Origin of the sequence: Acinetobacter portensis (assembly GCF_010646905.1) — a bacterium.
In the GTDB taxonomy this organism is placed as follows: Bacteria; Pseudomonadota; Gammaproteobacteria; order Pseudomonadales; family Moraxellaceae; genus Acinetobacter; species Acinetobacter portensis.
In genome coordinates this window covers 1270311-1292526 of sequence record NZ_JAAARQ010000002.1, presented here as the reverse complement: position 1 = coordinate 1292526, position 22216 = coordinate 1270311, and the positions used below count along the sequence as shown (strand labels likewise).

Here is a 22216-nt window from a genome sequence, read left to right as displayed (position 1 = left end):
GTTATTAAAAGCTTTTGTAAAATTGTGATCAATAAGATAAATATCCGATTGATCACGTTCCTTTTACAAAGCCTATTTGGTTTTAAACTTAAATATCATTAAGACCTAATACATCTTTCATATCATATTTACGCGCTTCACGACCTACAACCCAAGCTGCTGCACGTACTGCACCCGATGCAAAGTTCATACGGTTGGTTGCTTTGTGCGTAATTTCAACACGTTCACCATCTGCAATAAACATTGCTGTGTGTTCACCTACAATGTCACCACCACGAATAGTTTGGAAGCCAATGCTTTGTCGTTCACGTGGCCCTGTATGTCCTTCACGGCAGTACACAGCATCTTCTTTTAAGTCACGACCTAAAGTGTCTGCAATTGCTTCGCCCCACATTAAAGCTGTGCCTGATGGTGCATCCACTTTATGGCGGTGATGTGCTTCAATAATTTCAATATCAACGGTATCGCCAAATACTTTTGAAGCAAGTTCTAATAGTTTGATTGATACGTTTACACCCACTGAATAGTTTGCAGCGTAAACTACGGGTGTTTCTGTTGATGTTTCTTCTAAATATGCTTTTTGTTCGTCATTCATACCTGTGGTACCAATGACAATGGCAACGCCTGCTTCACGGCAAAGTTTAAGATGGTTTGCTGTTGCAACAGGTGCTGTAAAGTCGATGACCACATCGCAGTCTTTGAGTACTTCTTCTAGGCTTCCAACAACTTTTACGCCAACTGCTCCAATGCCTGCAAGTTCGCCTGCGTCTGAACCAATCAAACTGCTTTCAGGGCGTTCTACGGCTGCTGCAAGTTGGTAACCTGCTTGTTGAACGGCTTGAATTAGAATGCGTCCCATACGACCGCCTGCACCTAATACACCAATGCGTGGAGCTGCTGACATATCATTTCCCTAAATTTGATTCTAAATTGTTCTTACTATATCAAATGTGGAGATGAACTCTAAGATGCTGACTATAAAAATGTGTGCTATTTGAAATTTGTTTTGCTGATGATTTTCTATTTTTACTTATTAAATTCGTGGAACATGAAGAATCAACTAAAAAGCCCAAACGGTGAGAATTGGGCTTTTTGATATACGATAAAATCATGATTTATATCAAATAAAAAATAGCATTTCGTATAAGGTGTATTATGTTAATTTTAGGAAAACTAAAAGCTCATGCTGCTAAGAATTCCTTTAAACAGTGTGGCGTATCTGCATACTGGCTTAATTCAGACAGAGTGTTAGCCTTAGTTAACTGTAATTTAATTTTTCCACTTTCTAAAAATACCTCTCTATCAGACTTTTTCCCTCGATCTTGTCTTAAAAGTAATATAAAAGTTCTGAAAAAGTCTAAGTTTTGTTTACCTCTAAAAATCATCTCACTATTCCCTCTAATCAAATAAGACTCTGATATATCCAAATTTATTTCAAAATCTTCAGGTAGTTCAGGGAATAATTCTCGATATTTTTCCAATGAATAAATTTTCTTAACTTCAGTTAAACTAATAGAAACCAACTTATCTATATCAATATTATTAAGATTAAGTTTTGTCTTTAATTCCCCTGAAGCCTCTTTCATCCTTAAATAATGAATCAGTGAATTGAAGTCTGTAATTGCTTCAAGAAACTCTCTCTTTCTATCTTTGAAACATTGAATTGCTCTTAAATAACAATCTGGACTTTCATCATATTCACTTATATTAAATTCTGATCTTAAAATTTTAATAAAAGCACTATCTGATATATATAAGTTTTCAACTGAATAGCAGGGGGTAAGATATACATCAGTTAGTTTCTTAATTTCTTCATTTTGATCAAAGTCAGAATCAATAAAAAATAAAGATTTTTTATCATGATAAGCTTCACTAATTCTGATTTTATCTCTAAGAGAGATCACCTTCTTTTTTCCACCACAGTTTATTCCTACCCACTCAACATTCATTAAATTATCTAGTCTGATGGAATAGTATTTTTCATCTTCGCCTTCAAAAAAAATGGGTAATTTATTATTTGAACAGATTCTCATAAACTCATGATACTTAACCGAAATATTATCTCTAGCCTGAGCCATGTTGTGCACTCTAGACATTTAAATTTCCTTAATATATTCGGCTAAATCAACTGTAAATTCTTCAAGATTATTTTCAAAAATGAATGGTGAATGTGTGGTCGCAAATAAAAATTTACATTTCCCTGAAGCTAGAATGTCAGGTAATAAAGTTTTTTGCCATTCAATAGATAGTGATAACTCTGGCTCATCAAAAAATATTGCCACATCATCTCTTTTTTCTAAATACAGCATTGTGAACAAAGAAATAATCTGTTTCTCTCCAGAAGAAAGAGTATCTATATCTACTTGATTTTTATTTTTTTCTTACAATATTAATTGGGCTATTTGCATTACATGGTTGAAATTAATTCTTCATCCAAATCTTCATCATCACCATATAACTCAACCAAGGTTGGAATATAAGCACCATATTCCAACTTAATTTTATCTTGCTTGGTTGGAAATGTACTTAAACCTTCATCACCTTTGGTTTGTTTTGATGAAGAAGATGGAGTCGTTAAGGTCGTAATAGATCGGGCTACTTTGTTATACAACATTTTTGCTCGAAGTACTTCAAAGGTATAACCACGCCCCATTCGGTTCGCTACTCTTGTAATACCATTATGTCCCTCAGTATAAGCATTCGTAATTCTGACGGGTGCATCCCAATACGTAAATATATCTTCAAAGTTATTATTAACAGTTTTAGCAACATCGCGGAAAGATTTTAAGTGCTTGGGAATATCACTTTCCCAATTGTTAAATCTCTGTATTGCATCGTCTTTAGTCGTTGCTTCATAAATATTATAAAACTGCTCTTTGAGGTCATAGGCTTCCTTAAACTCAGGATGAAGTTTTTCAAGTTGAGCCAAGACTTCTAATTGTTCTTCGGTTAAAGAATTCGGGCGTCTTAATAACAACCATCGTAAATTCTTTTTCATATTCAATCGAGCATAGCGGTTCATTCCACTCTGTAAACTTTTTCGCTCAGTGTCTAAAGCTGCACTAGCCATTCTAACCACATGAAATTTATCAATGACCAATTTAGCATTAGGTAAATGTAGACGAAACGATTTTTTAAATGGTCGCCACATATCACTGCAAATCCATTCTACCTTATCAGCGTCAGGCATATTGGCGAAGTATGGCATCAAGGTATCTTGAGTTCTTTCAGGCAGCATGTCAAACAAGCTATTCATTGCAAGGTTGGTGATGACACAACGATATGTCCCCATCAATTTAAGTTCATCAATACCCATGATTGTTGGGGTTTCAAACTTAACATCTCGCTCTAATTCCTCCACGAAATCGAGCGTAATATTTTTAATGGTATTCACCACCACACCCGTATCTTCGGCAAGCTGTGTAAACGTTCGATCTAAGCAACGCTTGCGTACTTGCTGAATCAGTCGATTGGTCGCTCTACGTTTTTCATCCAAGAAGCTAAGTTGAGGGGTAATCATGCTTTTACATTCAGAACAACGATAGCGTGTTCGCACCACCTCAATTTTAACAGGCTGCATCTGTAACGGGGTATCTGCAAAATGATTGATACGCTGACCGTGCTTGTACAAGCGTCCACCGCATTCAGGGCACGTTTCTAAATGATCTCCGCTTGGCTGTACGGTAATCACAATACAGCCATCTTCATTACGGTAATCTATAGGTTGAACACCATCCAATTGCAGAATATCAATCATACGAATACTCCCTTATGTCAGATGATGTGCATCAATAGTTTCACCGTCTTTCAGTAACTTATACAACACTTTGATCACATTCTGCATCGCTTGAGCATCTGTCTTGAGTAACAATGCTGATAGGTCTTGATGTGATGTAAGGGCTTGGATAATTGCACCTTTTGTTGCAGATGGTAAATTACCTTGCAAAGCCGTTGATTCAGGATTATTTTCAATCTGAGCCATAACGACATCATTGTTGCGTAGAATCGTCACTAAATGGTTGATATAAACAACCTGTTCTTGACGGGTAGATATATCGCCAAAAGTCTGTGCAATCAGATCAATGACTTCTTTGAGATAAGTCATTTTAGTGGGTTGTAAATCACCATTGGTTGTGCCTTTGATGGGTGCTAAAGGGCGTGGATCATCTGCATCAGGATGGTCTGTATCATCATCTGTTTTAAGTTTCTTTTTAAAGATGCCAAAACCCGTTAAGACTAAACCTGAAATATCAATTTCTTTGGCTGACATGCCGTTTAAGCGTTTAGATAATAGCTTGGTAAATGCTGAAAAGTTTTCAAGCTCTGGGTCGCCAAAGTCAATGAGCTGTGCAACATAGGAATATGTACGGCTAAACTTATCTAAATTACCTTTAAAGCGCATTAAGGTTTGCAACTCTACGTCAAGTTGCTTACGTTCAAATTCGGCTTTTTCAGCACCCTCATCATTGCCATCTGCTTTGCCTTGATCGTAAGTGATTTCTTGCAATTCAATTGCTTGTTTCAGCATTTTTAGCTTTTGGTTAAACAATCGGGCGACACGATCTGTTGCTTTGAATAGGTCAGGATGCGTGGTTTCTTTAAAATCATGATTACTAATATCACGGATGGTTTTAAAACGTGCCGCTTTAAATTCTTCCAAATCATCTTCGGTAATCAGGTCTAGTTCTTCGATATTATCTTTGTTGGTATAAACCACATTCGGGTCTTGTACATCAACGATTTTTGCCCCGTTATCGTATTTTTTAAAGCATTCTAAAATCCATTCAGGGTCGTTCACAAAGTCAATCACAAAAGTTTGATCTTTCCCTGTGGTCGTGCGGTTTAAGCGTGACAGGGTTTGTACCACTTCAACCTCATTGGCAATGACCTTATCGAGATACATCGCACAGAGTTTGGGTTGGTCAAAGCCTGTTTGGAATTTATTCGCCACAACCATTAAACGGTATTCAGGACGGTCAAATGCAATGCGTAAATCAGAATTAGGTGCATCGGCATTCATGTTAGCTTCGGTAAATTCAGCTTCATCACCGACCTGAAATAGCATACCGTTTTCGGTATCACCATCAGCTTCATGGCTAATCTGTTTGCCCGTTAACTTACCTGAGAATGCCACTAAGACGCGATAAGCACTATATTCAGGGTTATCTTCAATATATTTTTCTAGGGCAATTTTATAACGTGCTGCCGCAGGGCGTGAACTGGTCACAATCATTGCTTTAGCTTGACCATTCAGTAAGTTGGCAACATTGTAGTGAAAGTGCTGAATAATAAACTGCACTTTTTGCGTGACATTGGTGGCATGTAAAGCCATCCAACGGGCTAAGGCTTTCTTTGCGGCTTTAGAGTTGACTCGTTTATCATCATCTACAGCATCACCGCCGAGTTTAAAAGCAGTTTTATAAGGCACATAGCCTTGTAGTACATCTAAAATAAAGCCTTCGTCAATCGCTTGGCGTTGTGGGTACAAGTGGAAAGATTCGGGTAAATTTTCATCACTTGCAGGCTCCCCATTTTTTGTGCGCCCAAACAGCATTTTTGTAGAATGTTTCGGTGTTGCAGTAAAGGCAAAATGGCTAACATTTTTTGATTGCACACGGGCTTTTTGAATCTGCTCAAGCAATTCCTCAACCGTCAGGTTTGCCATCGCTTCACCCGACTGTAGTGCTAATGTCGCTTGCAGTTTCGATGCCGTTGAGCCTGTTTGAGAAGTGTGCGCTTCATCAATCACAATACCGTAGTTACGGTCACTTAAACTGGTGTTGGTTAGAATCGCTTCCATCACATGCGGGAAGGTCTGAATCGTTACAATAATGATCTGTTTATTGGACAATAGCGCATCTTCAAGCTGTTTGCTTTTCGACTTGCCTGCATGTTCTTTGTCATCACGGTTAATCGCAGCAATTAAGCCTTTTTGATGATCGAGTTGTTGTATGGCTTCCTGTAGCTGATCGTCCAGTACCGTTCGGTCAGTTACCACAATGATGGAGTTATAAAACGGTGTACCGTCCTTGTGACGCAAACGTACCAGTGAATGACACACCCAAGAAATCGTAGAGGTTTTACCTGAGCCTGCACTATGTTCACACAGATAATTCAATCCAACGCCTTTTTCTTGCACATCTACAATGATTTTATTGACTGCATCAAATTGATGGTAACGTGGAAAGATCAGGCGCTCTTGTACTGCCCAATTACCATATAGATCAACTTTGTTTTTCTTTTCCACATAGACAAAGTTATGGAAGATTTTCAGCCAATTATCCCGTTGACAAACATAATCCCAAAAATACGCTACGGGATAGTCTTCACCTTTTGATTTATCCGCTTCGGGGTTGCCCGCTTGACCATTATTGCCTTTGTTAAATGGCAAGAAATAGGTACTTTCACCATCTAAAGCCGTGGTCATGGCAATTTCAGATTCACACAAAGCGAAATGCACAATCGCACCACGTTTCGGGGTCAATAACGGTTCTTTGCGTCTTGTTTTAGGGTCTATCGGCTTACGGTCATTTTTATACTGCTCAATGGCATCTTCTAAAGACTGGTTAAACTCGGTTTTAATCTCAACCGTTGCCATCGGTAAACCGTTAATAAAGAATACGAGGTCTAAAATCCCTGCATCTTTGGATGGATGATATTTGAGCTGTGGTACAACCCGTAAAATATTCGCGTTATAACGCTCAATCACCGCCTGATTTCGCCCATCTTCGGGTGCGCTTTCACTGAGGTCGATTGTGCCTGCACCCGCCATGCTAAAGCCGTTACGGAAGATATGAATTGTACCTTTCTTATTCAGCTCATCATCCAAGCGGTCAATGATGCGTTTTTCGGTATTGCTGCCATTGAGGGCTTGCAGTTTTTCCCATTTTTCAGGCTGAGTGGCTTGAATCCATGTGATTAAATCTTCGGGGTAGAGTGCATACTCAGTGTGATAATTTTTACTTTGTCCAACCACCCAACCTTGTGCTTGTAGTTTTTGCACAATGTAATTTTCTAAATGACTTTCGTAATGGGCTTTATTTGCCAAAATATTCATCCTATTCTCCTTATTCTTAATACTGTTGTAATGCGCTTTGCCAAAAAGGGTCTTGATGCCATTGTTCAGGCATTCCCATATTGGCTTTTGATAGTAATGGATACTGCGCAATTAAATCTTTGAGTCGTTTTGCCCATGTTGAATTTGGACTAATCTTAAAAAGTAGTGTTTGTATTGCCACTAGAACCATGTAGGTACGTTTTTCATAGCGAATAGCTGTATTGGTTAAAATGACTGGTTGTTGAAGCCATTGAATTGTATTTGAGGTTGGAATCTTGATGCTGCGACCATGTTCTTTATTCCACAGTCGGCTATGGTGGGCGCATAAGTTACGCACATCATTGAGGCTTTTTAACCATGACTCTAAGACTTCGGCATGTATCCCCAAGTTCTGAGCAATTTGTTTTTTAGCTTGGTTTGATTTTAGTCCGACATACAAATGACTGAGTTCACCCCAAGTCAGCATTTCGATCATCATCCATGAAGGCAGTAATTTAGGGCTGTCGTATTTAGATAAATAATGACGTAAGAAATTTTCTTTCCGCACTTTATCTTTCAGGACATCTTTGTCAGCTTGTGATAATGGTCGTTTATCAATGGCTTTTTCATCACGTTCTAAACGGCTTTTTTCATCCATCAATTGCCGTTCAATACTGGCAAGCAAGCGCATGTGGGCATAGTTATGGCTAAAATGCTGTTCATCGGTATACCAAAAGGCATTACCCGATTGATCGCACAACACATTGCAAATTTGCGCCCGTATTGCAACTTCAATACGCTCAATCGCATCCATGATCAGAAGCCTGAGTTCCCGATCAAAGATATACAGGTTGAGTACATCATCAAATGTAGTATTGGCTTTAAATTGATGCAATATGCTTGAATGAGCTGTAATCGTTTGCTGAAAAGGAATGGTATATGCAGATAGGCGATAGTAGCCAATAAAGCTCAGGTAACGGTCTGCGCGTACAAAATCAGGAATGATCAAGCCACGGTCTTGCCATGTTTGAAGATGCGCTTGGTTGCTTTTTGCCTGTTTCGTAAATTGAACCATAGTCATTTCTCAGGCAAAAAAAACCTGCCGATTTGTGCGTGAACAAGTGAACTTGAACCTAGGCATGGCAGGTATGTTGGTGAGAATAATGCAATATTTATGCACAGAAGTACATAAATATTGAGTCATGATCGAAAAATCCATTAACAAAACTCCCGTATGTCAATTTTGCCTGTAACAACATGGGAGATAATTGAAGAACGGTATTCTTTGAGTTTTTCGATTAATGTTTTTTGTTTAGTAACTAACGTGTCAATTTTTGAGGTTTCTTGGTCGAGAAACGTTGCTATTAGATTTTGATCAATTAGAGATAAATTGGGAATATAAATATTCTTTAAGTCATCTAACTTGAATCGAAAAACTTTTAGACCAGTCGCATATCTTTGTAAATGTTGGGAGAATGCTTTTGTTGCATAATATAAATACTTGCCATCAGTATTGCGATTAGGCTTTAGTAAAAATTGCTCCCCACCAATTAACCCTAGATCATGGCGAGTATAAAAACATGAATGCCCTAAATCTTCTAATGTTTCTGAGGTTGAAATAAGTACAACATCTTTAAATTCTGCAACCTGAGTATCTTTAAAAAACTCTTGATTGACATAAGAGTTATATGAATTATTGATTTCATCAACTTTATATGTTTTTCCATATTGCAGTGCCACATATTGACCAACAGCTAATAAGTCGCCTTTGGCAAAGGTAGAATTTCCTCTGACTATCTTTGTAATACCATCTAATCTATTAAAGTCCCAATGCTCAGGTACATCACCCAACCATTCCACACCACTATCTTTCATCGGTGTATTTGGATTTAAACCTTTAGTTACTGTATGAGAAATCACAGATTTACGCTGTTCTTCCAAAAGTTTGATTAACTTTTCTTGTTTGCTAATCAGGTTGTCAATTCGGGCTGTTTCGGTGTCCAAAAACTGACTTATAACATCTTGTTCCACTTTTGGAGGAAATGGCACATGAATTTTTAAAAACTCAGGGGGACGAACCGTCTTACGAAGACCTTTGTAATAAGGCTTAAGGGCTTTAGCATCATCTAAACTTTCAAAAAAATAATACAAGTATTGAGTATTAATATTTTTTTTCGATTTAAATGCTGTGTAGGCACTTGTTATCATTCCTTGCTTTGTTGATAGTCCAATAGTACGAGGGGTTTCATCAATATCAAATAAGCAAAATACTAAATCACCAATATCAATAGCTTGATATGTTGAATAGTCAGAATGGGTTTTCCCTTTACCATCGTTGATATCTTTTTCGATAATTCCTTTTTGTGTTAATGAAAGGAGTTGCGTTGAATCCCATAAATCACCGATATTTTCATCTTTTTTAATCAAATATTGTTCAACTCGAACCTGTTTCCAACTCTGAGGAATCTCATTGAACCAATGAATATCACATGGTATATATAAAGGATAAGGCTTAAATTCCATATTTAAATATCCCCAAGCAATTGCGCAACTTCGGTAGATAGTTCTTTAATTTCAGCCATAATCTCATTTGGGTGGCGTGGCTGTTCAAACACATAGAAATAACGGTTAAAGTTAATTTCATAACCCACCACACCGACTTGACCATCTTTGGCATCAGTATAACTTGTATCAATCACAGCATCAGGTGCATGAGGCAACACTTCTTTTGCCATATACGCAGTAATATCTTGATTTAGGGGGATGTTTTCATAGTCAGTAAGCTCACTGTCTATTTGTACTTCACCGTTAATGCTGACCGTTTCAGCATCAGGATTTTGCACACCAAACGCAGCGATTAAGGCATTTTTAAAACCCTTACTGATTTTGCTAAGTGGTAGGCTTTTTAGGAATGTACTCTCAAACCAAGCATAGTCTTTGCTTTCACCAAACTGCTGTTCGATATAAACCGATACTGCATTTTGGTCAGTGTCCGATAACTTTCCAAATTCTTTCGATACTTTAAACGATTCCAGTTTTTCCGCATCAAATTGAATATCAATGCGTAGAGGGCGTAACACTTTAACTCTGCGATAACCAAAATCGGTATAGTCAAAAATCTTGCTCACCGAACTTTCTTCAAAGTCGGCATAGATGCGGCTAATCGCATTAATCGAATCTTGGTCAACAAATTTACGCTTGTTACCTTCATTCTTACGCATTGATGCACCCATACCAGTCGCATCAATAAGTTGTACTTTGCCTTTGCGTTGATCAGGTTTACGGTTCGAGATCAACCAAATATATGTACCAATACCCGTACGGAAGAAAATATCTGTTGGTAAGGCAACAATCGCTTCAAGATAATCATTTTCTAAAATAAAGCGTCTAATTTCCGATTCGCCTGAGCCTGCACTACCGTTAAATAATGGCGAACCCGATAGCACAATCGCACCACGACCACCACCATTTTCAGGAAGTTCTAGCTTAGAAATCAGGTTTTGTAAAAATAACATTGAACCGTCACTGGCTTTAGGCAAGCCTGCACCAAAACGTCCGCTTAAACCCTTTTCTTTATGTTCTAACTGTACGGCTTGAGCATCGTTTGCCCAAGACAGTCCAAAAGGCGGATTGGAACATTGGTAATGAAAACGATGATTTAAGAAATGGTCTTTGCTTAATGTACTGCCTAATTTAATATTTTTAGAAAGATCACGACTTGGGTCAGATTCTAATTTTTTGAGTAACATTGAACCCAATGCGACAGCATGTGTTTCTTCTATCAGTTCTTGACCATAAGGCACAAGTACGGGAGCGACACTATATCTGTCTTTATAACCTTCTACATAGTTCATCATATCGGTTAAAAAACCCGAAGTACCACAGGTTTGATCGTAGATGGTACGGATTAAACCATTCTTTTGCTCAAACAATTCATTATCAGCTTCAAGTAATAGTGTGGCAGCCAAATGCACAATATCACGCGGAGTCATGAAGTCCTCAGACCCCGTACCGACTTCTGCACCGAACTTCGCAATTAAATGCTCATATACATTACTCATAGTACGGTCAGGTACAACACTTGGATGCAAGTCGATGGCAGTGAAATTATTGCAAATACGCAGTAACAGATTGGCTTTGGCTAATTTATTAATTGTGGTATTGAAATCAAACTGTTCAAAGATGATACGTACATTTTCAGAAAAATTGGCGATGTAATCTTCAAGATTAGCTTTGGTTTTTGTACCGCCTAAATTGGAAAGGTTATAGGTTGATTTGTTATAGAACGGATTCGCACTAACATTAGTTAGAATGTCATCAATGGCTAAACCTTGATCTTTAAATTGCGCATAAGTGTTGAGTACAGCTTCTTTAGTTGGCTCAAGTACACACTCCAACCGTCTTAAAATAGTAAAAGGAAAATCACCTTAGCGAAATCTATATGCTGAAAACCACCTCCACGAAGGTCATTGGCATTACTCCAAATAAAACTTGCCAGTGTAGATTCAGTATTGTTTGGTGCAGAAGCCATTTTGTTTTTCAACCTTATTTTGCAATAGCTAAATATTATGCAATTAATGCAAATTTTTCAACCTTGAAATGCAAAATTTAAAATTGATTGGCTTAAAGAGTTTCAACCTTAGATTGCAAAAATTAGAATTTGTTGAGTGAAAAAATAAGGTGAGATTTATTAAAATCCCACCTTAGAATGCAAATAGCCATTAATTGTTACATTACTTTCATCATATATAACTTCTTTATCTCTTAAATATTTGTTACTAACCTTAGTAAAATTCTGAATGGCTTTATCGTTTTCTCTTTGTTGCTCATAAACTTTTAGAAGGTTACTCACGAAGTACAATAATGGATCATGCCCTTCAAAAATATTTTCCGACTTTACCAGCTCTAAAATTTGCTCTTTATGTTTAAGAGAAATATTACTACCTATCCGTTCTAAAACGATTTCAACAGCTTTAGGTTGAGAAATAGATTGCTTCATTTCTTCAGAAATAACAAATCCATTAACTAATTGAGCTAACATTTCTCCATTAATTTTTGAAAACCAAATTGATGAAGAAGTCAAAATCTCATTAGTTATTTTATCAATACTTTTCTTAACATCTGTCATTCCAAAGTTTATAGAGAATTTACCTAAAACAGCTTCACTATCTCCTGTATAAAAACTTCTAATATCTTCCTCAACACGCCTATATGTTGGTAAGTACAAATCTAAGTAAGGGAAATTTTTACGAATATTCTGTAATTTTTGTCTTGTCTTTTGATTTAATTTTATAAATTCTGAAGAATAAATATCTGAAATATAATCTTTCAAAAGGCTACTAGGCATTCTTGATTTTCTTTTTACATCCTGAAAAACTTCTTTTTTTCAATTGTTTCTAAAGGAAATATAGAAGCTGTATTTACTAATTCTTCTAATAATTTACGACCAATTCTCATTTCTAAGTGAGATGCCATAGTATTTTTTGAAAGAACATTAAAATCTAAATTAAAATCTTTTTTATTAAATGAATAATCTTCTCCATTAGCAAACTTAACACCCAATGAGTTAAAAGAAATTTTTCTTAATTTATCTATATCAGAAAACATTAATGCGTAAAAAGCATTCAAAATTGATGTTTTGCCATATCCATTTTCAGCAACAATAATTTTACATTCTGAACTGAAAGATATACTTACATCCTTTCACCATGTAAACCATTTATATAAAATTCTTTTATCATAATAAATACCATTTAAAATTCTTTGTAATTCTAACTTTTTTATGAAAAATAAGCACTTATAGTTAATTTAAAAGCAGACTGCAAAATGATCTCAACTCTCTCAAATTCCCCACAGCCGTCGGGCTGATAGAGCCACGCATCGGTCATCCACGACAGTAGGTAATTGTGCTTTCCTAAACAGGCTGAGATTACGGATTCACACATCGTATCCAGCAGGTTCTATCACATTAAGCTTCTTATGATTTAACATAAAATCTCTTATGCGAAACCTAATTGTAAGTCCCAAATAGAAATGTCCGGTTTCTCCAAAGTAGAAATGTCCGCTTTTAGAATACTCAACTAGAGATTTTCTTAGCGGACGATTTAATATGTTGGTGTCTATGTCGGATAAAGAACTTAAACGATTGTCAGTCTTACAAGAAGTCTGTGATCGACGCATAACGCAATCTAAAGCTTCAGAGCTTTTACAACTCTCAGAACGCCAGATCCGGCGCTTAATTCAAGCCTATAAAGCTCACGGTCCCGCAGCATTGGCTCATGCCGGTCGTGGTCAATCGAGTAATTCTAAGCGATCAGAAGAACTAAGATTACACTGCCTGACTATCATTGCAGAACAACTCTATGGTTTCGGGCCGACCCTAGCACATGAAAAGCTTAGCACTGTACATGGGTTGGATATTTCAGTGGAAACGCTACGTTGCTGGATGATTGCAGCTGGCTTATGGATTCCACGCTCCAAACGCATGAAACGCCCATATCAACCCCGCTATAACCGTGATTGCTTGGGTGAACTCATTCAAATCGATGGCTCATATCATGACTGGTTTGAAGGAAGAGCCGCTAAATGCTGTTTACTGGTTTATATTGATGATGCGACCAGTAAATTACAGCACTTACGTTTCTGTGAAACAGAATCAACCTTTGATTATATGCTTTCGACACGCTGCTATATCGAACAACATGGCAAGCCTTTGGCTTTTTATAGTGATAAACATTCAGTATTTAGAGTGAATCAGAGCAGTAAACAAGAAACTAAAATAACGCAGTTTGGACGTGTGCTGAGTAGATTGAATATTGATATTATCTTTGCCAACTCCCCACAGGCCAAGGGTCGTGTAGAACGCGCCAATAGAACCCTTCAGGATCGTCTGATTAAAGAGATGCGCCTAGAAGGTATCAATAGCATTGCAGAGGCGAACGCCTGGTTGCCCTGCTTTATTGAGCAATTTAATCGTAAGTTTGCCAAAGTGGCATCGAATCCCAAAGACCTACATCGCTGCAGCACTGAAACCCCTCAGGAATTAGATAGTATTTTTACTTGGCGGGAACCACGTAAAGTCAGTAAAAGCCTCACCATTACCTACGATAAGTGCATTTATATTTTAGAAAATATTGAACAAAACCATACTTTGATGGGTAAATATATTGAGTTCTTAGAATATCCAGATGGTACGGTTGGCATTGAGTATCAAGCAAGAAAGATCAATTACAGCATCTTTGATAAATTAAGTCAGCTGAATCAGCGAGAAGTAGTTGAGAACAAGCGTTTAGGGTCTGTCTTAGCGCATATTCAACAACAGCATGAGGAATTAGAACAACAAAACAAACGTAATCGCTCTCAAAAAATGCCAAGCAGACGTGCACAGAAAACAGTAATTCAACAACGAAATATAAATCCTGCGCTTGACTTAGAAATGTCCTTATAGGACATTTCTATTTGGTTATTAGGTAGGACATTTCTACTTTGGAATAACACTAATTTAGCATCCAATTCTATATTTATACCATCCTCCAAACATAAAAAAGGACGCCTCAGCGTCCTTTTTTACAAAACCGAATTAGTCAAAAATACGGTCAAAGAAAGACTTTTTCTTAGGAGAAGATTTATTGTCATCTCCATCCATAGAGGCTTGAAGCTCTTGCAATAATTCACGTTGACGCGAAGTTAAATTCACAGGCGTTTCAACCACAATACGGCAAAGTAAATCACCCGTCATACTCGTACGTACAGGTTTTACACCCTTACCACGTAAACGGAATAATTTACCAGTTTGCGTACCTTCAGGCACTTTCAAACTTACACGACCCTCAAGTGTAGGAATTTCAATTTCTTTACCCAAAGCGGCATCGGCAATTGAAACAGGCACATCCATATAAAGATCTGCACCATCGCGTTGGAAAATAGCATGTTCGCGTACTTGTACTTCAACGTACAAATCACCCGATTGACCATCACGAATCGCTTCACCTTTACCAGATAAACGAACGCGATCACCATTATCTACACCCGCAGGAATAGTCACTTCAAGTGTTTGTTGACGGTCTGCTACGCCAGAACCATGACAAGACTTACATGGGTTCTTAATGGTTTTACCTTGACCGCGACATGTACTACATGTTTGCTGAACAGAGAAGAAACCTTGTTGCATGCGTACTTGACCAGCACCATGACAGGTTTTACAGGTTTCAACATCTTTCGGATCTTTAGCGCCCTTGCCGTCACATGATTCACATGGTGCAGGAGCAGTAAATGTAATGGTCTTTTTAACGCCTTTAACTGCTTCTTCTAGCGTAAGATCCATAACATAACGTAAGTCGGAACCACGGCGCGCACGTTGTTGCTGACGACCACCGCCGCCAAATGCTCCACCGAAAATATCACCAAACTGACTGAAAATATCTTCCGCACTGAAACCACCGTGACCACCGCCACCGCCCATACCACCCTCAAAGGCTTGATGCCCCATACGGTCGTACATACTACGTTTTTCGCCATCAGATAAAATTTCATAAGCTTCGGCAGCTTCTTTGAATTTGTCTTCAGCTTCAGGGTTATCTGGGTTTCTATCTGGATGATATTTCATCGCCAACTTACGGTAGGCTTTCTTAATTTCATCATCACTAGCAGTTTTAGATACGCCTAAAACCTCATAATAATCACGTTTAGCCATGTCAGGCGATGCTCCTCACGGAATTTTATTAATACTTAACTGTGGTCTGAATTGGGGGTCAAACCAAATTTTACAAGAGGAAGTTTGAAAAAAATTACATCTAATTTAGAAAACGGCTTTATTTTTGAAAAACTTAGAAAGACCTTTCAACCATGCATTGAGTAAAAATAGAAATGCAACAATGGCAAAAACCACACCAATGACGGTACAAGCAGTTACCCACATGTAGGTATCCCAATAATAGAAATACAATGGAATAAACCAAACCGAGGCAAATAAAGAAAGGAATATATAAATAACGATGTTACGCATTACCCAAAAAGAATGTGTTTGCAACCAAACTTCTAGGTCTGCGATAACTGACACTTTACGGGCAAACAAATAGGCAAATAGACCAAATACAATTGTAAATAAAGTGAGAAACATAAACACATATGAAATCGTAATATATCGACGACTCTTCGTTATGCTATCCTTTGCCATGTTGGTTATTACCCCATTCTATACATATTTTGTTTTGTAATTTTTAGCAAAATTATGTATTAAATATCCTAAAAATATTAAGGCACTACTATAGTTAATTTTACAATTTTTATCACCTTATATTGACAGAAAATTATGTAGTAATGTTGTTTTTTTTACTTTAAATATTTGTTTGTACATTCATTACAAGAAAACTACGCTAAAAATAACGTAACTTGGTTTTTGTACTAAATGCGTTCATCAAAAAATCAAAATAAAATTGACTTTAAAGATAGTTTTTTATCTCATCAGAACTTCAGTCATGAAATTTTAATTCTTTAGCTTGCGCAATTATCCAAGTATTTTTTATTGAATTATCACAAAAGATATTCTTTAAAATTTTGCTTTCTTTATTTAAAAATTAGCCTTACTAAGCAAAAAATAGACATATGTTCCACGTGAAGTCACGCTTTCTTGCTTCAGCCCACTTAAAGTCATTTCGGTCCAATAATTTTTTTATAACTGCTATTTATGAATCAGCTATTTAAAACATTATTTTTAGCTGAAATGGCACATCAATTGCAGAATTTATCGCCAGTATTTGTGCTACTTTTGTCTGTAGACACCTAGAAATGTCATGTATTCACGGTATATTCAAATTAAGAACAAGCGGGGAATGATTAAAATGATTCAACAAATTGCTGCTCCATTACGCGAAGACGTACGTTTACTTGGGAATTTATTGGGTGAAACCCTCAAGGAGCAAGCAGGACAAGATTTGTTTAATCAAGTCGAGCAAATTCGTGCATTGTCTAAAGGTGCGCGAGATGGACAAATTGAAGCCGAAAGAGAACTCGAAAAACTATTATCTAGCTTAGGCGATGCCGAAATTCTGCCTTTAACTCGAGCATTTACCCATTTTCTTAATTTTTCCAATATTGCCGAACAATATCATGTGGTTCGTAGCCGTCGCCAAAGTGAATTTGATGAAACACTACCATCACCAAATCCACTCGATCATTTATTTGAAAAATTTAAACAAAACCAAATTTCATCAGATGTGCTTTATCAACAAATTTGTGATTTAAAAATTGAATTGGTTTTAACAGCTCATCCAACAGAAGTTAGCCGTCGTACACTCATTCAAAAATATGATGGTATTAATGACTGTCTACATAAGTTTGATCAACAAAAATTAACACCACGTGAACGCCAAACTGTTTTAGCAGATTTAAAACAATTGATTTGTTCCGCTTGGCAAACCGATGAAATTCGTCAAAACAAGCCAACTCCAATTGATGAAGCAAAATGGGGCTTCACAACCATTGAGCAAACGTTATGGAATGCTGTTCCAAAGTTTATTCGTGAACTCAATGGAATGGTGCAAGAACAATGCGGTAAAGACTTACCTTTAACTGTTGCACCTGTTCGTTTTGCGTCTTGGATGGGCGGTGACCGAGACGGGAACCCAAATGTGACGCATAACATCACCCAAGAAGTACTTTGGCTTTCTCGTTGGCAAGCCGCAGATTTATATTTACGTGATATTGAAGATTTACGTTGGGAACTTTCAATTCAGCAATGTTCAGATGAATTAAAACAAGCTCTAGGCAAAGATCATGCAGAGCCGTATCGTGAATATTTACGCGATACACGTGAACGCTTAAAAGCAACACGCTATTGGTTAGCAGAAAAACTTGCAGGTCGTGATGCAGATGAAAGCCTCGTTATTAAAAGTAAAGATGAACTCCTACAACCCCTCCTTCTCTGTTATCGATCATTACTCGAGTCGAATTTACCTGCAATTGCCAATGGTAAATTGCTCGATTACATTCACCGGGTAAATTGTTTTGGTATTGAGCTTTTAAAACTCGATATTCGCCAAGAATCTGGTCGTCATCGCCAAGCCATTTCAGCTATTACGGAATATTTAGGCTTAGGTAATTTTGAAACGTGGACGGAACAAGCGCGTCAAAATTTCTTACTACAAGAATTGCAAAGTAAACGCCCTCTTTTACCAAAACACTTAAATGAGCCTGCAGGAAGCCTAATTGAGCATCCCGATGTTCAAGAAGTATTTGCAACTATGCGTACTTTGGCAGAACAACCGCAAGAGAGTTTAGGTGCTTATATTATTTCAATGGCGGAATATCCAAGTGATGTTTTGGCTGTTCTTCTTCTGCAAAAAGAAGCCGATATTAAGCACCCTTTACGTGTTGTGCCGTTATTTGAAACATTAAAAGATTTAGATGGTGCAGCAGAAACTATGAATACCTTATTTGGTATGCATTGGTATAAACAACATATTCATGGCAAACATGAAGTGATGATTGGCTATTCAGACTCTGCAAAAGATGCAGGCTTTATGTCTGCAAACTGGGCGCAATATCGTGCCCAAGAAGAGTTAACTGCTGTTGCGCAAAAGCATGGCGTACAACTGACCCTCTTCCATGGTCGTGGTGGCTCAATTAGTCGTGGCGGTGCGCCAACACAACAAGCTTTGTTCTCGCAACCACCTGGTTCAATTTCAGGTGCCATTCGTGTGACTGAACAAGGTGAAATGATTCGCTTCAAGTTTGGTTTAGAAGGCATTGCACTACAGAACTTAGAGATTTATACCGCAGCAACTTTGGAAGCAACGCTTTTACCACCGCCTGTTCCGAAAGATGAATGGCGTGAGTTAATGCATCAAATGACCGATTTATCTGTTCAGGTATATCGTAAAACGGTTCGCGATAATGCTCATTTCGTAAAATATCTACGCACAGTAACGCCTGAACTTGAATTGCAAATGCTGCCATTGGGTTCACGTCCTGCAAAGCGTAAAGTTAGCGGTGGTATTGAATCTTTACGTGCAATTCCTTGGGTTTTTGCTTGGACACAAATTCGCTTGATGCTACCTGCTTGGTTGGGAACAGGCGCAGCAATTAATCAAGTCATCGCCAATGATCAGAAAGATCTTTTAGATGAAATGCTAAAAGAATGGCCTTACTTCCAAACGCTCATTGATATGTTGGAAATGGTACTTTCAAAAGCAGATAGTCACGTGGCTTTATATTACGAAGCGCATTTAACACAAGATGAAGATTTGAAAATTTTAGGTGAGGAATTACGCCAACGTCTAAAAGATGCAGTAAAAACTTTGTTAGCACTTAAAGGTGAATCTAAACTTTTAAGCAGCAATGATGTTTTAGATCAGTCGATGAAAGTGCGTAAGCCTTACTTACTCCCTCTACATTTATTGCAAGCTGAATTGATGAAACGTCGTCGTGCATATATGGGGGAAAATCAAGCTGAAGTTACCCCTGTAGATCATGCATTAATGGTGAGCATTGCGGGTATTGCAGCAGGATTACGCAATACAGGTTAATTAATAATCACCTATAAAAAAGCACACTTTAACGTGTGCTTTTTTAATGAACGTTCATTAAAAAAAATTATTAGTGATATCAGTAAAATCACAATGATTACAGACAGAAACAAAACTCTCCTTGTACTCATTAAGTGCTGATTTAATGCTGTTTTTCTACTTAAAAACTTTTATCAGTCGGTAAAAACACATGTAAAGTCAGGTAATTAGTTTGAATCTTTTTTTTGTTAAAGACATTAAAACTTTTTTACAACAAGAGTATGATGTGTTCAATTTATCTTTTGAGTGCACATTTTATGTCCAACTGGTTTCCAAAATGGCGTCCATATGAAGGCAGTATTGATGCACGCCCTGTAGGTACAAATGAATATTTACCTCCAGTACAAAGCGTTGTATTAGGTATACAACATGCTTTCGCTATGTTCGGTGCGACAGTTTTAGCTCCATTCTTAATGGGTTTCGACGCTAACCTTGCCATTTTAATGTCAGGTATTTGTACCATCTTGTTCTTCTTTATCACGGGTGGTCGCGTTCCTAGTTATTTAGGTTCTAGTTTTGCATTTATTGGGGTTGTGATTGCAGCAACAGGTTATGCTGCTTCGGGTACAGGTGCTCCAAATACCAATATTGCGCTAGCCGCAGGCGGAATTATTGCGTGTGGTATTTTATATACCATCTTCGGTTTCATTGTGATGGCAACGGGAACTCGTTGGATCGAAAAACTGATGCCACCTGTAGTCACAGGGGCTGTCGTAATGATTATTGGTCTGAATTTAGCACCAGTGACCATTAAAGGCGTCGCAGGCAATAACTTTAATATGTGGATGGCTTTAGTGACTGTGCTTTGCATGGGTTCAATTGCCGTATTTACCAAAGGCTTGTTACAACGTTTATTACTACTGGTGGGTTTATTACTCGCTTATTTAACGTATTACATTATTTCTAATGTTATGGGTTACGGTACGCCAATTAACTTTGCACCTATTCAACAAGCTTCTTGGTTTGGTTTACCAAGCTTCCATGCTCCAGAATTTAGTGCAAATGCAATGCTAATCATCGCACCAATCGCACTTATTTTAGTGGCTGAAAACTTAGGTCATATTAAAGCTGTAGGTGCAATGACAGGTGAAAACCTTGACCCACATATTGGTAAGGCCTTTGTTGCAGATGGTATTGCAACCACTTTATCTGGTGGTGTTGGTGGCCCAGGTATGACCACTTATGGCGAAAACATTGGTGTGATGGCGGTGACTCGCGTTTACTCAACCATCGTGTTTGTATTCGCAGGGATCTTTGCCATTTTCTTAGGTTTTTCTCCTAAGTTTGGTGCCATTATTCATACCATTCCAACTGCAATTTTAACGGGTGCATCTATTGTTGTATTCGGTTTAATTACTATTGCAGGTGCAAAAATCTGGATTGAAAACAAAGTCGATTTCTCGAAAAACAAAAACTTAATGGTTGCTGCTGTAACTATTATTTTAGGTACAGGTGACTTTGCTCTTCAATTTGGTAGTTTTAACTTAGGTGGTATTGGTACCGCTACATTTGCAGCACTTATTCTGAACTGGTTCTTCAGTTTGGGCGATAAATCTTAATTATTAAATATAAATTTTATAGCAGTCTTCGGACTGCTTTTTTTATGTCTCATTTTTTCATAAGATGAAGCTACATATAAAATGATGATTCGCCATGCGCTTAGATTTGTTCGACCTGCAACTTGTCCTTCATATTGTAGATACAGGAAGTCTCACCAAAGGTGCTGAACGCTCTGCTATTTCTTTGCAAGCGTGTAGCGAACGTATTAAAAAGCTTGAACAATTATTGTCGGTCAGTTTATTTACTCGTTATTCTTCTGGGGTAAAACTTACGCTTGCAGGACAAACTTTTGTAGAACATGCACAACAAATTTTGCAGCAAACAAAACAATTACAACAAGCAATGGCGCCCTTTTCTGAAGGATTAAGCTCAAGTATTACTTTATGGTGTAATTCATCTGCACAAAGTGAATATTTACCCCTATTGTTACCGCAATATTTAGTGGAAAATCCCAATACGCAAATCGATTTAAAAGAAGCTGAATCGAATGATATTGTTCATGCCATTGAAAATGGTTCTGCCAAATTGGGGTTAATTTCGAGTTTTTTTAAGTCACATCAATTACAAACTTTAGAATTTTCAGATGATCCTTTGGTGCTCATTTGCCCTCAAAATCATGAGTTGGCGACACAGAAAAATTTAAAACTTTCGGACATTTTATCGCATGCTTTTGTGGGTTTAATGCAGCATCATTCCTTACAACAATCTATTGAAACTCAGGCAAAATTATTGGGTTGTGCTATTCAATATCGTTTACGTTTACCGAATTTTGCAGCTATTGCACAGGTGATTGCCAATGGTGTGGGTATTGCGATTATGCTGAAACGTGCTGCTTTGCGTTTAAAGGATTTTTATAGTTTTCAACAAGTGGAATTGACAGGTGAATGGGCAAACCGAAAGCTTTTACTAACTGCGAAAAATTTTGATGATTTGCCTGTAGCCTATCAGCACTTTGCGCAGTTTTTAATATCGCAGAATAGTCAGTTGAAGTTAGGATGAACCTACTTTTAACACTAAATCTCACTCAACAGTCATTGTTTCCCATCAAAAAATGAAT

Annotated in this window: 16 protein-coding genes and 1 pseudogene; 4 read left to right on the top strand and 13 right to left on the bottom strand. The window is 37.5% G+C overall.

Annotation, left to right across the window (positions count from 1 at the left end; genetic code table 11):
* Positions 1-88 precede the first annotated feature (88 nt).
* The 11 genes and pseudogenes from dapB to GTK57_RS06060 form a co-directional block, all read right to left on the bottom strand.
* On the bottom strand, positions 89-904 hold the full coding sequence (gene dapB, locus GTK57_RS06105; protein ID WP_152873975.1) for a 4-hydroxy-tetrahydrodipicolinate reductase: 816 nt from the start codon (positions 902-904) through the stop codon (positions 89-91).
* Positions 905-1181: 277 nt separating this feature from the next.
* Positions 1182-2096: a DUF4435 domain-containing protein gene (locus GTK57_RS06100; protein WP_163121934.1), complete on the bottom strand. Its 915-nt coding sequence runs from the start codon at positions 2094-2096 to the stop codon at positions 1182-1184.
* Positions 2097-2366: pseudogene (locus GTK57_RS06095) on the bottom strand (AAA family ATPase); the annotation flags it as partial.
* A 41-nt stretch (positions 2367-2407) separates the two neighbouring features.
* On the bottom strand, positions 2408-3757 hold the full coding sequence (locus GTK57_RS06090) for an ISL3 family transposase (protein WP_163121932.1): 1350 nt from the start codon (positions 3755-3757) through the stop codon (positions 2408-2410).
* 12 nt (positions 3758-3769) lie between these two features.
* The gene (locus GTK57_RS06085; protein ID WP_163121930.1) at positions 3770-7057 is read right to left on the bottom strand and encodes a type I restriction endonuclease subunit R; all 3288 of its coding nucleotides are present in this window, start codon (positions 7055-7057) and stop codon (positions 3770-3772) included.
* A 16-nt stretch (positions 7058-7073) separates the two neighbouring features.
* Positions 7074-8111, bottom strand: coding sequence for an Abi family protein (locus GTK57_RS06080; protein ID WP_163121928.1), 1038 nt, complete (start codon positions 8109-8111; stop codon positions 7074-7076).
* A 143-nt stretch (positions 8112-8254) separates the two neighbouring features.
* The gene (locus GTK57_RS06075) at positions 8255-9559 is read right to left on the bottom strand and encodes a restriction endonuclease subunit S (protein WP_163121926.1); all 1305 of its coding nucleotides are present in this window, start codon (positions 9557-9559) and stop codon (positions 8255-8257) included.
* 2 nt (positions 9560-9561) lie between these two features.
* The gene (locus tag GTK57_RS06070) at positions 9562-11433 is read right to left on the bottom strand and encodes an HsdM family class I SAM-dependent methyltransferase (protein WP_267313484.1); all 1872 of its coding nucleotides are present in this window, start codon (positions 11431-11433) and stop codon (positions 9562-9564) included.
* Between the two features lie 5 nt (positions 11434-11438).
* Positions 11439-11567, bottom strand: coding sequence for a hypothetical protein (locus GTK57_RS14790; protein WP_267313483.1), 129 nt, complete (start codon positions 11565-11567; stop codon positions 11439-11441).
* A 159-nt stretch (positions 11568-11726) separates the two neighbouring features.
* The gene (locus GTK57_RS06065; protein ID WP_163121924.1) at positions 11727-12383 is read right to left on the bottom strand and encodes a hypothetical protein; all 657 of its coding nucleotides are present in this window, start codon (positions 12381-12383) and stop codon (positions 11727-11729) included.
* A 14-nt stretch (positions 12384-12397) separates the two neighbouring features.
* Positions 12398-12727 (bottom strand): AAA family ATPase, encoded by a 330-nt coding sequence (locus GTK57_RS06060; protein WP_163124621.1) that lies wholly within the window; start codon positions 12725-12727, stop codon positions 12398-12400.
* A gap of 430 nt (positions 12728-13157) precedes the next feature.
* On the opposite strand from GTK57_RS06060, the gene GTK57_RS06055 reads away from it, so the two are divergent.
* On the top strand, positions 13158-14483 hold the full coding sequence (locus tag GTK57_RS06055; RefSeq protein WP_171522146.1) for an ISNCY family transposase: 1326 nt from the start codon (positions 13158-13160) through the stop codon (positions 14481-14483).
* Between the two features lie 132 nt (positions 14484-14615).
* Here GTK57_RS06055 and dnaJ read toward each other — a convergent pair whose 3' ends face one another.
* Together dnaJ and GTK57_RS06045 are read right to left on the bottom strand one after the other, a co-directional pair.
* On the bottom strand, positions 14616-15728 hold the full coding sequence (dnaJ, locus tag GTK57_RS06050) for a molecular chaperone DnaJ (protein WP_163121922.1): 1113 nt from the start codon (positions 15726-15728) through the stop codon (positions 14616-14618).
* 105 nt (positions 15729-15833) lie between these two features.
* The gene (locus GTK57_RS06045; RefSeq protein ID WP_163121920.1) at positions 15834-16211 is read right to left on the bottom strand and encodes a hypothetical protein; all 378 of its coding nucleotides are present in this window, start codon (positions 16209-16211) and stop codon (positions 15834-15836) included.
* A 664-nt stretch (positions 16212-16875) separates the two neighbouring features.
* Between GTK57_RS06045 and ppc the strand changes: the two genes are divergently transcribed.
* The 3 genes from ppc to GTK57_RS06030 all read left to right on the top strand — a co-directional run bounded on the left by ppc (position 16876) and on the right by GTK57_RS06030 (position 22158).
* Complete coding sequence (gene ppc / locus GTK57_RS06040) at positions 16876-19560, top strand: phosphoenolpyruvate carboxylase (protein ID WP_163121918.1); 2685 nt, start codon at positions 16876-16878, stop codon at positions 19558-19560.
* 296 nt (positions 19561-19856) lie between these two features.
* Positions 19857-21158: a solute carrier family 23 protein gene (locus tag GTK57_RS06035; protein WP_152873767.1), complete on the top strand. Its 1302-nt coding sequence runs from the start codon at positions 19857-19859 to the stop codon at positions 21156-21158.
* Positions 21159-21252: 94 nt separating this feature from the next.
* On the top strand, positions 21253-22158 hold the full coding sequence (locus GTK57_RS06030; RefSeq protein ID WP_163121916.1) for a LysR family transcriptional regulator: 906 nt from the start codon (positions 21253-21255) through the stop codon (positions 22156-22158).
* Positions 22159-22216: the final 58 nt, after the last annotated feature.

What these genes read in the sequence shown, in the direction of transcription:
- GTK57_RS06080 (WP_163121928.1), bottom strand. Translation starts at nt 8,111, where the DNA reads ATGGTTCAATTTACGAAACAGGCAAAAAGCAACCAAGCGCATCTTCAA.
- GTK57_RS06085 (WP_163121930.1), bottom strand. Translation starts at nt 7,057, where the DNA reads ATGAATATTTTGGCAAATAAAGCCCATTACGAAAGTCATTTAGAAAAT.
- GTK57_RS06065 (WP_163121924.1), bottom strand. Translation starts at nt 12,383, where the DNA reads ATGCCTAGTAGCCTTTTGAAAGATTATATTTCAGATATTTATTCTTCA.
- GTK57_RS06090 (WP_163121932.1), bottom strand. Translation starts at nt 3,757, where the DNA reads ATGATTGATATTCTGCAATTGGATGGTGTTCAACCTATAGATTACCGT.
- GTK57_RS06030 (WP_163121916.1), top strand. Translation starts at nt 21,253, where the DNA reads ATGCGCTTAGATTTGTTCGACCTGCAACTTGTCCTTCATATTGTAGAT.
- GTK57_RS06075 (WP_163121926.1), bottom strand. Translation starts at nt 9,559, where the DNA reads ATGGAATTTAAGCCTTATCCTTTATATATACCATGTGATATTCATTGG.
- GTK57_RS06055 (WP_171522146.1), top strand. Translation starts at nt 13,158, where the DNA reads ATGTCGGATAAAGAACTTAAACGATTGTCAGTCTTACAAGAAGTCTGT.
- dapB (WP_152873975.1), bottom strand. Translation starts at nt 904, where the DNA reads ATGTCAGCAGCTCCACGCATTGGTGTATTAGGTGCAGGCGGTCGTATG.
- GTK57_RS06100 (WP_163121934.1), bottom strand. Translation starts at nt 2,096, where the DNA reads ATGTCTAGAGTGCACAACATGGCTCAGGCTAGAGATAATATTTCGGTT.
- GTK57_RS06045 (WP_163121920.1), bottom strand. Translation starts at nt 16,211, where the DNA reads ATGGCAAAGGATAGCATAACGAAGAGTCGTCGATATATTACGATTTCA.
- GTK57_RS14790 (WP_267313483.1), bottom strand. Translation starts at nt 11,567, where the DNA reads ATGGCTTCTGCACCAAACAATACTGAATCTACACTGGCAAGTTTTATT.
- dnaJ (WP_163121922.1), bottom strand. Translation starts at nt 15,728, where the DNA reads ATGGCTAAACGTGATTATTATGAGGTTTTAGGCGTATCTAAAACTGCT.
- ppc (WP_163121918.1), top strand. Translation starts at nt 16,876, where the DNA reads ATGATTCAACAAATTGCTGCTCCATTACGCGAAGACGTACGTTTACTT.
- GTK57_RS06035 (WP_152873767.1), top strand. Translation starts at nt 19,857, where the DNA reads ATGTCCAACTGGTTTCCAAAATGGCGTCCATATGAAGGCAGTATTGAT.